The following is a 13,885-nucleotide window of genomic DNA, read 5'->3' on the forward strand; positions in this document are numbered from 1 at the left end:
TGCGTATTTGGCTTTTAAAAAGAGACTTTAGGAGCGGCTTGGATGGCAACACTGTCTTCGAAAACGAGTAAGGATGCATCTGCCGCATGGCCAAACGTGGCTGCCAATAAGGTCTGTGGAAAACTTTGCTTATAGGTGTTGTAGGCCATGACGGCATCGTTGAAGGCTTGGCGCGAGAAAGACACTTTATTTTCAGTGCTTATCAGCTCTTCAGACAATTGGCGCATGTTTTCAGATGCTTTTAAATCAGGATAAGCTTCCATTGTGATGTTTAAGCTGCCAAGGGCACTTTTTAATGCGCCTTCTGAGCTCATAAGCTGAGTAAGTGCGGCGGCACTCCCTGGATTGGCAGCGGCGGCTTGTAAGCTGGCTAAGGCTGTATTTCGGGCAGAAATAACGGCTTCAAGCGTTTCGCGTTCATGCTTCATATACCCCTTTGCTGTCTCGACTAAGTTGGGGATCAGATCGTAACGACGTTTTAACTGGACTTCTATTTGCGCAAACGCATTTTCGAAACGGTTTTTCAGGGCAACTAAGCGGTTGAAGATGCCGATGGTGTAGAACACAAGCAGTGCGATAACGGCAATAATAATGATTGATGAAATATCCATATTCAAAACCCTTTGATAAGTTGATTGCACTAAGTCTAGCGTGAATTATGTTTGATGCCTGCCTGATTGTAAAAGTTTAAAGAGTTCAGATGAAGTGCTAATTGTACTCTTAGCGGTTGAAAGAGTATAAGAGCATGTGAACGTGAAGATTAAGGTTTAGAGTGAATAGACATCCTGACTCAAAGAGGATCTGAATGTGAAGGTAACTGAGCTATTTGGTATCAAACACCCGATTCTACAAGCGCCGATGGCCGGCGTTCAAGGCAGTGAACTGGCCATCGCCGTGGCACAAGCGGGTGGATTAGGAGGGTTGCCCTGTGCGATGTTATCGCCTGAGTTGATTCAACAGGAGCTTCACAGGATTCGGATGGCAACAACGTCACCTATTAATGTGAATTTTTTCTGTCATCAAGCCCCTATCCCCGATGCAGAACACGAAGCGCGTTGGCGTTTAGCGTTGCGTCCCTATTACGTTGAGTTAGGGTTAGACCCTGATGCCATTCCTGAGGTGCTAGGGCGTCGGCCTTTTGATGCTCAAGCCTGTGATGTCTTAAGTGAGTTTGAACCAGAAGTGGTGAGCTTTCATTTTGGTCTGCCAAATGAGCAATTGCTTAACCGTATCCGAGGCTGGGGAGGAAAAATTATATCCTCCGCGACAACCTTAGAGGAGGCAATTTGGTTACAAGCCAGAGGGGTTGATGCCATCATCGCACAGGGGTTAGAAGCGGGTGGGCATCGCGCGATGTTTCTAACCGATGATGTGACAGAGCAAAAAGGCCTATTTGCGTTGCTTCCACAACTGCTTGAGCATACATCGACTCCCATTATTGCGGCAGGTGGAATTGCAAGTCCCAAAGCGGTTCGTGCGGCTTTGACCTTGGGTGCAGCCGGTGTTCAAATTGGGACAGCCTATTTGCTCTGTCCTGAGGCCAAAACGACATCGGTGCATCGGAAAGCTTTAAAAAGCTCAGCGGCTGATCATACGGCTCTGACACGTCTATTTTCAGGACGACCTGCACGTGGCATCGTGAATCGAATCATGCGTGAACTGGGTCCTTTATCGTCATTGCCCCCTGCCTTTCCTTTGGCGAGCACGGCGATAGCACCTCTTCGTGCCGCATCTGAAGCGCTTAACAATGCTGACTTTAGTCCACTTTGGGCGGGGCAAAATGTGAAGGGTTGCCAAGAAATTGCTGCGGGTGAACTGACTCACTGGTTAGCGGGCGATTGACAGCCGATGGGGGTAAGTTGGGTTATCCGAATAGCCTAGAGACTCAACCTTTCCCTGTTTTTAATTGAGGTGATTAAAATGGTCAAACATCAACCTGAAAAAAATCGGTTTGTCTGGGTTGAAGACAACCTAGAGTCCGTCTTGGAATATGACGTCACTGGGACATCGGTTGATTTCACACGTACTTATGTACCCAATGAGCTGCGAGGACGAAAAATTGCAGAAACACTGGTCTATGCAGGTTTAGAATGGGCACGATCAAATGAGTATCAACTCTCTGCGAGCTGTTGGTATGTGGATAGGTTTATTAAAAGGACTGCTAAATAGGGGGCACTGTGTCGAGTCTGTTTGTAAGTGATATCGTGATATATCCAGTTAAATCCTGCGCACCGCTCAGCATTGACCGTGCATGGGCTGACTATAAAGGTCTTAATGCAGATCGCCGTTATATGCTAGTGGATAAAGACGGCCTGTTTATCACAGCGCGTAAGTATCCTAAATTAACACGTTTGTTGGCGACGCCTACTGAGACGGGTTTAGTGCTTTCGGCTGTGGATAAAGACAGCCTATCGTTAGTGATTAATGAGTTTTCAGAGACCTATGTCGAGGTTAAGGTCTGGGGACAAGTTGTTTCTGCACAAAAGTGCAGCGATGAAGCCGACCAATGGTTGAGTGAGTTTTTGCAGATTGACTGTCGGTTGGTGTATTTCGGTGAGTTGACGCATCGCCCTGTGAAGGATGTCGAAACATCTGAAGTCAGTTTTGCCGATGGCTATCCCCTACTTCTGGCCACTGAAGCGTCTCATGAATGGTTGCAAGAACGTTGCCCTGCTTCATTTGATATACATCAGTTTCGGCCTAATCTTGTGATCACGGGGAATCTGCCATTTGCAGAGGATCAGTGGTTGCATGTAAAGATCGGTGAAGCCGAGTTTTCCGTTCATTCACCTTGTGAGCGTTGTAAGTTGATTACATTACCCGTGGGGGCCGAAACCTTTAATACGTTGCAGGAGCCTTTGCGCACCTTAAGCCAATATCGACGTTTAGCGTCCGGCGGCGCTATTTTTGGTCAAAACCTAGTGGTCATTAAACCTGGCCTGATTACCAAAGGAGCATCTGTGGAGGTGCTTTCTCACAAAGCCGCACCTGAGTTGAAAGCCCCTTCAGCGCCGCGAAGCTGAGGCGATGATCGCATCGAACATGCGGCTAGACAGCGGTATAACCGATAAACGACTGCCGGGTTTAACCAAGGGGCAGTCGTTTAGTTCAGGCAGAGTCTTTAGGCTCTTTAAGGGTAAGACCTCGTTAAACACCTCAACAAAGCGCATATCGACGGCTTGCCATCGAGGTGTGGTTTTCGTGCTTTTGGGGTCGTAATAAACAGATGCCGGGTCAAACTGCGTGGGATCTGGATAGGCTGTTTTGGTCACTTCTACGATACCTGCCACCCCTATCTGTTTGCAGCTTGAATGATACACCAACACCCTATCGGCGAGTTGCATGTCGGCTAAATAATTACGGGCTTGATAGTTACGAACACCGTCCCAGCGCAGAGCGGTTGTGGGTAGGTTGGCAAAGTCGTAGATACTGCATTCATCCGGTTCTGTTTTTGCAAGCCAGTAGTTCATTTTAAGTGCCTAGAGTGTCAGAATTCAGAATGTAGAAAGTGTTAAGTGTCATATTGTCGATTTGCACGGCTTTACTATTTCACTTCCCAATACAAAAACTCGAAAAAATACGCCCAAGTAAATCATCGGGTGTAACTTCCCCTGTAATCTCCCCTAAACTCTGCTGTGCAGCGCGTAAATCTTCGGCCAGCAGTTCACCAGCACTAAAGCCTTGCAGCTGCTCTAAGCCCTTCTCTAACTGTTGTTGAGCCCTATCTAACGCATCAAGGTGTCGACGGCGAGCCATAAAGCCACCTTCCGTTGTGCTGCTAAATCCCATGCAGGTTTTCAGGTGCTCTCTCAATAAGTCTATTCCCTCCCCTTGTTTGGCTGAAATAGAAATCAGTGAGTACTCACTGTTACTAATGAGTTCCGGTTTCTCTGCTTGTAGATCAATCTTATTGCGTATTACGGTAATATGCGTGGTGTGCGTTAGTTGGGCAACAAATTCTGGCCAGATTTCCTCAGGTGTGTGCGCACGTGTTTCGCTGGAGTCCACCACCATTAAAATGCGGTCAGCCTTATGTATTTCTTCCCATGCCCTGTTGATTCCAATTTGCTCCACAGTATCGGGGGCATCGCGTAAACCCGCAGTGTCGATAATATGCAGTGGCATGCCGTCAATGTGGATATGTTCGCGCAGCACATCTCGGGTTGTGCCGGCAATATCGGTGACAATGGCTGTTTCACGGCCTGCTAGTGCATTGAGTAAACTTGATTTTCCCGCATTGGGCTTGCCTGCAATGACCACATTCATACCCTCGCGCATCAGACTGCCTTGATGGGCCTCTTTCTGCACATCTTTTAGATCCTGCATAATGTGGATAAGATCACTTTGGACTTTGCCATCCGCCAGAAAATCGATTTCTTCTTCTGGGAAATCGATGGCTGCTTCGACATAAATTCTCAGCTGAATCAGCCGCTCAACCAGTTGATGAATGCGCTTGGAAAACTCGCCTTGCAGTGAGCGAAGTGCACAACGTGCGGCTTGCTCGGACGTGCTGTTGATCAGGTCGGAAATGGCTTCGGCTTGGGCAAGATCTAGTTTGTCATTGAGGAAAGCCCGTTCACTAAACTCTCCCGGCCTTGCAGCGCGAGCGCCCAGTGCGATCACATTTTGTAAAATAAAATCCATAACGACTGGACCGCCATGTGCTTGAAACTCCAGAACATCCTCTCCTGTAAATGAGTTTGGACCTGGAAAATACAGAGCAATGCCTTGATCGATCACCCTTCCATCCCTGGAAAAGAAGTCTCCATAATGCGCATAGCGTGGCTTAGGGATTAACTTCAAAAGCGTTTCAGCAATCTTGAGACAGTCGGGTCCTGATACTCGGATAATCCCAACGCCACCTTTACCGGGTGCAGTGGCTTGAGCAGCAATCGTATCCTGTGTGTAGTGTGGCATGAATAAACTCCAAGTCAGGGATCACATGTAACGTTATACAACAAAAAGGCTCCCGAAGGAGCCTCTTGTGTTTTCAGCTAGCACTAGGCCGCTTTTTTGACGTCTTCTTTCTCGATTTGCTTCGTAATGTACCATTGTTGAGCAATCGACAAAATGTTGTTCACTAACCAGTACAATACCAAACCTGCAGGGAACCACAAGAAGAAGAAAGTGAAAACTATAGGAAGCATTTTCATAATCTTCGCTTGCATTGGGTCCGGTGGTGTCGGGTTCAGCTTTTGTTGCAAGAACATGGTCACACCCATCAAAATCGGCAGAATGAAATAAGGATCCATTACCGATAAATCTTGGATGTATCCGAAGAAAGGTGCATGACGCAGTTCAACGGATTCCATCAACACCCAGTAGAGTGCAATGAACACAGGCATTTGAGCCAATATAGGTAGACAGCCGCCTAGGGGATTAATCTGCTCTTTTTTGTAGAGCTTCATCATTTCCTGAGACATTTTTTGACGATCATCACCGTAAAGCTCTTTCATGCGCATCATTTCAGGACCAAATTTGCGCATTTTGGCCATAGAGCGGAAGGCTTTTGCATTCAAGTGAAAGAGTGCTGCTTTAACAACGATGGTGATCCCAATAATTGCTAGACCCCAGTTTCCTACAAAGCTCTGAATAGTCGTTAGTAACCAGTAGAGAGGGTAAGCAATCCACCAGAGCCAACCGTAATCAACAGTCAGCTTTAAATTAGGCGCTGTTGCTTCAAGTTGTTTTTGATCCTTAGGACCAACAAACAAGGTTGCACTGGATTCAAATGATGCACCAGGTGCCACTTCAAACGTAGGGGCGAGGAAACCAGCAATGTATTCATTATTTGCACGACGTGTTTGGAAAGCGATCTCTTGACCAGCTTCAGGTACCCACGCAGATACAAAGTAATGTTGGCTAAATGCAACCCAACCGCTGTTACTGGTACGCTGGAAGTTACCTTTGTCCATGTCACTGAATGAGACTTTTTGGTAGTTATTGTCTTCAGTTGAGAAGACTGCGCCTAAGTAGGACGCCATACCAATTGACGTTGAACTGGTTGGATCTGCACTACGGTCGCGCTTTAACTGTCCGAAGAGTGTTGCTCTGAACGCCTCTTCTGACGGGTTATTCACAATGTAGCGCATGCCTACACGGTAACTTCCGCGCTCAAAAGAATAGCGTTTGATGATTTCAACACCAGTCTCGGTGGTGTAAAGCAAGTCAACGACAAGCGTATCATTATCATCTAAGCTGTATTCAGCTTGTGGCGAACGGTATAGAGGGCGTCCTTCAGCACGCCCATCAGGGCCGTCTCGACCCACTAAGCCACTCTGTGCAACGTAGGTTCGATTTGCATTTTGCTCTAAAAGTACAAACGATTGCGGAGAGTTTAATTGGGCTTTGTGCTCTGGCAAGGCTGCATAAATGATATCGCCGCCTCTGGCATCAATACGAATGTCCAGGACGTCGGTAATAACGCTAATGACAGACGCTTGTGACGTTGCCTGTTCGGACGCTATAGAAGTGGGTTCATTCGTCACAACCGCTGGAATATCAGCGGACACTGACTCAGCCGAAGGGAGATCAGATGCTGAACGTGCAACCACAGGACTGCTACTGATTTCTTGCGCAACAGGTTGATTGTAGTCCTGATTCCACTGGAGAAACAGGAAGTACGTTAGCACTGACAATACGGATAATAATATGACTCGCTGTACATCCATCGCGATTAAACCATTAGTTTTCTTTAAGGACGTTAGAAGCTTTTCGTTTCAGCTTTGACCAGCTTCGGTTAATTAAGGCTACAATCTCTTCATTAGAGAGGGTATCCAATCCCTTGCGAGCAAGGATTACCATATCAATTGCTGGTAAATCATGTTGCTGGAGTCGAAAGGATTCGCGAATAATACGTCTAATGCGGTTACGTTTAACAGCCCGGCGTACATTTTTTTTTGAAATAACGAAGCCGATGCGTGGGTGACCAAGCTGATTTGGATTCGCAAGGATCAACAGAGAGGGGTCTGATACTTTTAGACTGGCTCTGTCGAATACCTGTTTGAAGTCCCCGCCAGTTAACAAACGTAACTGACGGGGGTATCCGAATTCGGCCATTGAGTCGAAAACCGCTGAACTGAATTAAACAGTCAGACTTTTGCGGCCTTTAGCACGGCGACGGTTTAAAACCTGACGGCCGTTTTTTGTTGCCATGCGAGCACGGAAACCATGTGTACGAGCGCGCTTTAAAACGCTAGGTTGAAATGTTCTTTTCATTGCACCAGTCCTGCTTACGTGAGAGCTCTTACGTGTTAGCTACGTGATTTAGGGTTGCCGCGCGCGTTATTTGCACGTTTACCACGGTTTTCCACGTTAGTTGCCACGTTTTATATAAAAAATCAGACGCGAGATTATATTCGCCCTTGCTTGTGCTTGCAAATACTTTGTTATTTTATTTAATTCTTGCTCTGTCAGGGTTGAGGGTGCGATTCATTGTGGATAAGTTTACGATGAACCGATAGAATAGACGTTTATTATCGATGGGTTAATGTGTGTTGACAGAGGTTATTCATGTCTGACGAGTTATGGGAGCGCTGCCTGTCCAGTCTGCGGGATGAGTTTCCGGCTCAGCAGTACAATACCTGGATTAGGCCACTTAGATTAGCTCAGTGTCAAACCGATCTTCTCGTCTTATTGGCGCCTAACCGTTTTGTTAAAGATTGGGTGAGCGATAAGTACTTAAGTCATATCAGGCAAGCCTTTAGCCATTTGACCGGTAGCATTAGTGCTGAAGTGATGATTGAAATTGCTCAGTCTGGCTCCGCGCAGCCTTTGCTAAGACCGTCGAATCCAGTAGCATCAGTGCCAGTTGCTCAAACAACGGATGCAAGAAGTCCCGCACCTGTGACGCCGACAGTCTTGTCAAATGATCCGGTGTATGTGCCCGCTCAGGAGGCTCACTATAGTGAGTCTTTGTCAACGACGTCATACGATATACCTTCTGTTGGTTCTGAATCCGCTTCGGATATGCAAGCCATGCCTGAGCCTCAACTTGAGCTCGAAATGCTGCCCGCAGAAGATACGCGTAAACGTAAACCGCGCAAAGTCGATGTCGAAGGTGGTGTCAAGCATCAATCAAACCTTAATCCGGCATTTACGTTTCAGGCATTTGTTCAAGGTAAATCGAACCAGTTGGCACTGGCCGCGGCGCAACAGGTTGCTGACAACCCTGGTGGTGGCTACAACCCTCTCTTTATATATGGCGGTGTTGGCTTAGGTAAAACACACTTAATGCATGCCGTGGGTTGTGAGATGCTGCGTCGCAATCCAAATGCTCGGATTCTTTATTTGCACTCTGAGCGTTTCGTCGCGGATATGGTAAAAGCCTTACAATTAAATGCCTTTAATGATTTTAAGCGTTATTATCGATCTGTTGATGCGTTGCTAATCGATGATATTCAATTCTTTGCTGGCAAGGAGCGTTCACAAGAAGAGTTTTTTCACACCTTCAATGCGCTTTTGGAGGGCGGTCAGCAATTAATTTTAACCAGTGATCGTTACCCAAAAGAAATTAGTGGTGTTGAAGAGCGTCTTAAATCGCGTTTTGGCTGGGGGCTAACGGTTCCAATTGAGCCACCCGAGCTTGAGACACGTGTTGCAATTTTGATGAAAAAGGCGCAGGAAGCGAGGATTCAGTTACCCCATGATTCTGCGTTTTTTCTCGCACAAAAGATACGCTCTAATGTAAGAGAGCTTGAAGGTGCGCTTAAGCGAGTGATAGCGAATGCTCACTTCACCGGTAGCACTATATCAACACCTTTCATTAAAGAGTCTTTAAAAGACTTGTTGGCCTTACAGGATAAGCAAGTCAGCATTGATAATATTCAGAGAGTGGTCGCTGAGTACTATAAGATTAAGATCGCTGACCTTCTATCCAAGCGTAGAAGTCGTTCAGTGGCTAGGCCTCGTCAAGTTGCAATGAGCATTTCGAAAGAGTTGACGAACCATAGTCTTCCCGAAATTGGGAATGCTTTTGGTGGACGAGACCATACAACCGTTCTTCATGCGTGTCGTAAAATCAAAGAGCTTAGGGAAACCGATGCTGACATCAGTGAAGATTATAAAAACCTGCTGCGTCACCTGACGGCGTAGCGTCCGGATCCTGACTAAGGTAAGACAGCCATGAGATTCGTTATTTCCAGAGAAGCACTAATAAAGCCACTTCAGTTAGTGGCAGGTGTCGTAGAGCGCCGTCAGACAATGCCGGTACTGTCAAATGTCCTATTGGTTGCGGATCAAGGCCAATTGTCCTTGACCGGTACCGATTTAGAAGTCGAGCTAGTGGCTCGGATTCCTGTTGCCGAAGTGGTTGAACCGGGAGCTGTTACACTTCCTGCTCGAAAACTGATGGATATCTGTAAGTCCTTAGCCGACGATGCGCGCATCGAGATCGAGTGTGATGGTGCGAAGGCGTCGTTACGTTCGGGTCGCAGTCGATTCTCTTTGTCGACCTTGCCAGCGGCTGACTTTCCAAATGTTGAAGACAGCCCTGAAGCCTTAACCCTTTCGTTGCCTCAATCATCCTTGCGTCATCTTATTGAGCGAACTGGCTTTTCTATGGCGCAACAGGACGTTCGTTATTATTTGAACGGAATGCTGTTGGAAGTTAAAGACGGTCTGCTTCGAGCTGTCTCCACAGATGGCCATCGACTAGCGACCTGTTCTGCGGCGGTTGATGTGGATTCGACACTGTTCCACCAAATCATTGTGCCAAGAAAAGGTATTCTTGAACTTGCTCGCTTATTGCAAGGTGGTGACACCCCCGTTCAGTTGGTGATTGGTGCAAACCACATTCGTGCCGTTGTCGGAGATTTCACTTTTACCTCTAAACTCGTAGATGGCAAGTTTCCGGATTACAACCGCGTTATTCCGCGTAACAGTGATAAAACGCTGCTGGGTGATCGTTTGGAGTTACGTCAGGTATTTACGCGTATCGCGATTTTATCCAATGAGAAGTATCGTGGCGTGCGTTTAAACATCAATGACGGCTTGCTGCAAGTGTCGGCAAACAACCCTGAGCAGGAAGAAGCGGAAGAGTCTTTGTCCGTTGATTTTGAGGGGCAAAGTATCGAGATAGGGTTTAACGTCAATTACCTTCTAGATGTCTTGTCAATTCTGAATACTGACGTTGTACGTTTTAACTTATCGGATTCCAATAGCAGTGCATTGATCCAAGGGTTTGATGAAACCGATGCTATGTATGTTGTAATGCCGATGCGCATGTAGCTAACCGTCTGACAGCGAGCGACTGATACCTGCAGTCGCTCGTTATGATCTCATCAATGACCCTAAAACGAATTAAAATTACGAATATCCGCAATTTAAGTCAGGCTGATTTAACACCTGTCTCTCGTGTTAATATTCTGTATGGTGCGAATGGCAGTGGTAAAACCAGTGTCTTGGAGGCCATTCATTTTCTAGCCACCACACGTTCTTTTCGCACCAGCCAGTTTCGTCATCTAATGTCTCAAGGGGCTCATCACGCTCTGGTGTTTGCGCGTATTGATCCATTTTCTGAGCAGCGCTTGTCGGCGCTAGGTGTTGAGCGTGACGATCAAGGCGGTGTTAAAGCGCGTTACGATGGTCGTACGCTCGACTCGGCAGAGCTGGCCGCATTGTTGCCAGTGCAAGTAATTCACTCAGGTACCTTTGAGTTACTAGACGGAAGTCCCACGGTACGCCGACAGTTTTTGGATTGGGGTTGTTTTCACTCTGAGTCAGCGTTTATTACGCGCTGGAGGAGCTTTAAACGTGCGCTGAAACAACGGAATTCATTGCTGAAATATGGTAAGATAGACCCAGTACAAATGCAGGTGTGGAACCGAGAATTTGTCGAGCAAGGGCAAGCCCTAACGGATCTTCGAGACCGATACATTCAAGCGCTGATTCCTGAGTTCGAGCAGATTCTGTCTGTTTTATTAGGTGACGTTCCAATACGACTTGGCTTTTCGGCTGGCTGGGATCGCAAGCGTGCGTTGGCTGATATGCTTGAAGAAAACTTTGCTCGTGATCTACAGCATGGCTTCACACATTTGGGGCCACAGAGAGCTGATTTGCGTTTTCGCCTGGAGCAGAAGAATGCGGCTGATATCCTATCACGTGGTCAGAAGAAACTGGTTGTCAGCGCCCTGAAGTTGGCACAAGGATCCCTGTATCGTCGATATTCGAATCGCCCCTGTATTTATTTATTCGATGATTTGCCTTCTGAGCTTGATGATAAACACTGTCGTTTATTCTGTGATTTTATCAGTCAAAGTTTGGATCAATGTTTTATAACCTGTGTCGATCCTGACACTATGACGCAATTTTGGGCTGCGGATATCGATCTGTCGCTCTTTCATCTGGATTCTGGACGGTTATCGCACAAGGTTGCGCTAGGAGATTAAAATGAGTGGTGAAAACCATAATAGTTATGACTCAACTAGTATTAAAGTCCTAAAAGGGCTTGATGCGGTTAGAAAACGCCCGGGTATGTATATCGGTGATACCGATGATGGCAGTGGCCTTCATCATATGGTGTTTGAGTTAGTTGATAATGGAATTGACGAAGCGCTGGCGGGTTACTGTTCTGAAGTGACGGTAATTATCCATCCGGATGAAAGCGTCTCTGTTGCCGACAATGGTCGTGGTATTCCAACGGACATTCACGAAGGTGAAGGTGTTTCAGCCGCTGAAGTGATTATGACTGTTTTGCACGCCGGCGGTAAGTTTGATGACAATACTTACAAGGTGTCGGGTGGTTTGCATGGTGTGGGTGTATCCGTTGTAAATGCGCTCTCCAGTGAGCTTAAACTGTCCATACGTCGTGATGGTAAGGTGCATGAGCAGATCTATCACCACGGTGTGCCACAAGCGCCTTTGAAAATCGTAGGTGAAACAGATTCCACAGGAACGATTGTTCGCTTCAAGCCGTCTGAAGAAACGTTTAGCAATATCCACTTCCAATTTGATATCTTGGCAAAGCGTTTGCGTGAGCTGTCTTTTCTAAATTCGGGTGTTCGTATCCGCTTAAAAGATGAGCGTGCAGGCCGCGAAGAGATTTTCGAATACGAAGGGGGCCTTGCGTCTTTTGTTGCCTATCTCAACCAGAATAAATCCACGGTTAACTCTGTATTTCATTTTAATGCCATGCATGAGAACGGTGTGGGTGTTGAAGTAGCCATGCAGTGGAATGACGGTTTCCAGGAGAGCATTCACTGTTTTGCAAACAACATTCCTCAGCGTGATGGCGGGACTCACCTGTCGGGCTTTAGAGCATCGCTGACACGTTGTTTAAACAACTACATTGAGTCTGAGCAGCTGAATAAAAACGGCAAAGTGGCAACCACGGGTGATGATAGCCGTGAAGGCTTAAATGCCATCATTTCGGTTAAAGTGCCTGATCCAAAGTTCTCCTCGCAAACCAAAGATAAACTGGTTTCATCTGAAGTGAAGACGGCGGTTGAACAGCTGATGGCACAGCACTTGTCTGATTATCTGTTGGAGAGCCCTTCAGATGCCAAAGCCATCGTGTCTAAAATGATTGATGCAGCACGTGCGCGTGAGGCTGCCCGCAAGGCGCGTGAAATGACGCGTCGTAAAGGTGCGTTGGATATCGCAGGCTTGCCTGGTAAATTGGCTGACTGCCAAGAAAAAGACCCTGCGTTGTCTGAACTCTACCTTGTGGAGGGTGACTCGGCGGGTGGTTCTGCTAAGCAAGGTCGTGACCGCCGTACACAAGCTATTTTGCCACTCAAAGGTAAAATCTTGAATGTTGAAAAAGCACGTTTTGATAAGATGCTGACCTCAACTGAAGTGGGTACCTTGATCACGGCGTTAGGCTGTGGGATAGGTCGTGAAGAGTTTAATGCCGATAAATTGCGTTATCACAGCATCATTATCATGACAGATGCTGACGTCGATGGTTCGCATATCCGCACCCTGCTCTTGACCTTTTTCTTCCGTCAAATGCCATCCATCATCGAGCGCGGGCATATCTACATTGCTCAGCCACCTTTGTATAAAGTGAAGAAAGGTAAGCAAGAGCAATACCTAAAAGATGAAGCCGCACTGGAACAGTACCTTCTCCAAGGTGCTTTAGATGGCACATCCCTGTTCCCAAGTGCTGAAGCGCCTCCAATTCTCGGTGCAGCACTGGAGTCTTTGATCTCACGTTATCGTCATGTTGAGTCGCTTATTGCACGTATCAGTCGTGTGTATCCGAGTTCAGTTTTATCACAGTTGCTGTATTTGCCGCAGCTGAGCGTTGATTCACTTGCTTCACGTGAAGCAGTCCAAGCATGGGTAGATACCCTGTCGACCTACTTAATGGACTACGTGAGTTCAAGCTCTGCTTGGTACGGCTGCTCAGTCATTGAAGACCGCGAGCATAGCCAGTTTATTCCTCAAGTGATTTTGACGCAGCACGGTGTGGATACGCGTTATACATTTGACCAAGACTTCTTTAGATCAAGAGATTACAAGGCAATTGCCGAGTTAGGTGCCGAGATGCAAGCCTTGCTAGAAGAAGGCGCTTTCTTGCAGCGTGGCGAACGTAAGTATCCCCTAAGAAACTTGGGCGATGGTATCAAGTGGTTGTTGGAAATCTCTCGTAAAGGAAACTCGATTCAGCGTTACAAAGGATTGGGTGAAATGAACCCAGATCAACTCTGGGAAACCACCATGGACCCCGATGCAAGACGCATGCTGCAGGTTACCATTGATGATGCAATTGCAGCTGACCAGCTATTCGCGACATTGATGGGTGATGATGTTGAGCCCCGTAGAGCGTTTATTGAGCATAATGCGCTGAATGTTTCTAACTTGGATGTTTAAGCTATCAGATCTCATTTGAAGTAAAACGCTTTCTATAGTGAAATGGCGTTTCGTATAAAATGAAACCGGA

The 13,885-nt window shown here is 46.9% G+C and carries 13 protein-coding genes; 7 read left to right on the top strand and 6 right to left on the bottom strand.

Going from position 1 to position 13,885, the window contains the following annotated elements; all coding sequences use genetic code 11:
- Positions 1-14: 14 nt before the first annotated feature.
- Positions 15-611, bottom strand: coding sequence for a LemA family protein (locus F5971_RS09850; protein ID WP_193494867.1), 597 nt, complete (start codon positions 609-611; stop codon positions 15-17).
- Positions 612-807: 196 nt separating this feature from the next.
- On the opposite strand from F5971_RS09850, the gene F5971_RS09855 reads away from it, so the two are divergent.
- The 3 genes from F5971_RS09855 to F5971_RS09865 all read left to right on the top strand — a co-directional run bounded on the left by F5971_RS09855 (position 808) and on the right by F5971_RS09865 (position 3,023).
- The gene (locus F5971_RS09855) at positions 808-1,842 is read left to right on the top strand and encodes an NAD(P)H-dependent flavin oxidoreductase (protein ID WP_223116307.1); all 1,035 of its coding nucleotides are present in this window, start codon (positions 808-810) and stop codon (positions 1,840-1,842) included.
- 78 nt (positions 1,843-1,920) lie between these two features.
- Positions 1,921-2,169: a GNAT family N-acetyltransferase gene (locus F5971_RS09860; RefSeq protein WP_036512771.1), complete on the top strand. Its 249-nt coding sequence runs from the start codon at positions 1,921-1,923 to the stop codon at positions 2,167-2,169.
- An 8-nt stretch (positions 2,170-2,177) separates the two neighbouring features.
- Positions 2,178-3,023, top strand: coding sequence for an MOSC domain-containing protein (locus F5971_RS09865; RefSeq protein ID WP_193494868.1), 846 nt, complete (start codon positions 2,178-2,180; stop codon positions 3,021-3,023).
- On the opposite strand, the gene F5971_RS09870 is transcribed toward F5971_RS09865, so the two are convergent.
- From F5971_RS09870 to rpmH, 5 genes are all read right to left on the bottom strand, one after another.
- Positions 3,006-3,470 carry an EVE domain-containing protein gene (locus tag F5971_RS09870; RefSeq protein ID WP_193494869.1) on the bottom strand — a complete coding sequence of 155 codons (465 nt, stop codon included), beginning with the start codon at positions 3,468-3,470 and terminating at the stop codon, positions 3,006-3,008. The genes F5971_RS09865 and F5971_RS09870 overlap by 18 nt on opposite strands.
- 79 nt (positions 3,471-3,549) lie before the next feature.
- On the bottom strand, positions 3,550-4,917 hold the full coding sequence (mnmE, locus tag F5971_RS09875) for a tRNA uridine-5-carboxymethylaminomethyl(34) synthesis GTPase MnmE (RefSeq protein ID WP_193494870.1): 1,368 nt from the start codon (positions 4,915-4,917) through the stop codon (positions 3,550-3,552).
- An 83-nt stretch (positions 4,918-5,000) separates the two neighbouring features.
- On the bottom strand, positions 5,001-6,671 hold the full coding sequence (gene yidC, locus F5971_RS09880; RefSeq protein WP_036512756.1) for a membrane protein insertase YidC: 1,671 nt from the start codon (positions 6,669-6,671) through the stop codon (positions 5,001-5,003).
- A 13-nt stretch (positions 6,672-6,684) separates the two neighbouring features.
- A complete protein-coding gene (rnpA, locus tag F5971_RS09885) occupies positions 6,685-7,059 on the bottom strand; it encodes a ribonuclease P protein component (protein ID WP_036512754.1) in 375 nt (124 codons plus the stop codon).
- A 24-nt stretch (positions 7,060-7,083) separates the two neighbouring features.
- Complete coding sequence (gene rpmH, locus F5971_RS09890; protein ID WP_036512751.1) at positions 7,084-7,218, bottom strand: 50S ribosomal protein L34; 135 nt, start codon at positions 7,216-7,218, stop codon at positions 7,084-7,086.
- Between the two features lie 294 nt (positions 7,219-7,512).
- Between rpmH and dnaA the strand changes: the two genes are divergently transcribed.
- The 4 genes from dnaA to gyrB are packed head-to-tail and all read left to right on the top strand — an operon-like array spanning position 7,513 to position 13,815.
- Positions 7,513-9,093 carry a chromosomal replication initiator protein DnaA gene (gene dnaA / locus F5971_RS09895; RefSeq protein ID WP_036512747.1) on the top strand — a complete coding sequence of 527 codons (1,581 nt, stop codon included), beginning with the start codon at positions 7,513-7,515 and terminating at the stop codon, positions 9,091-9,093.
- Between the two features lie 30 nt (positions 9,094-9,123).
- Entirely contained in the window at positions 9,124-10,227 is a 1,104-nt protein-coding gene (gene dnaN, locus F5971_RS09900) for a DNA polymerase III subunit beta (protein WP_036512745.1), read from the top strand.
- Between the two features lie 56 nt (positions 10,228-10,283).
- Positions 10,284-11,387 carry a DNA replication/repair protein RecF gene (gene recF, locus F5971_RS09905; RefSeq protein WP_193494871.1) on the top strand — a complete coding sequence of 368 codons (1,104 nt, stop codon included), beginning with the start codon at positions 10,284-10,286 and terminating at the stop codon, positions 11,385-11,387.
- Between the two features lies 1 nt (position 11,388).
- The gene (gyrB, locus tag F5971_RS09910) at positions 11,389-13,815 is read left to right on the top strand and encodes a DNA topoisomerase (ATP-hydrolyzing) subunit B (RefSeq protein ID WP_036512739.1); all 2,427 of its coding nucleotides are present in this window, start codon (positions 11,389-11,391) and stop codon (positions 13,813-13,815) included.
- Positions 13,816-13,885: the final 70 nt, after the last annotated feature.

The organism is Nitrincola alkalisediminis (genome assembly GCF_009821115.1).
Classification (GTDB): Bacteria; Pseudomonadota; Gammaproteobacteria; order Pseudomonadales; family Balneatricaceae; genus Nitrincola; species Nitrincola alkalisediminis.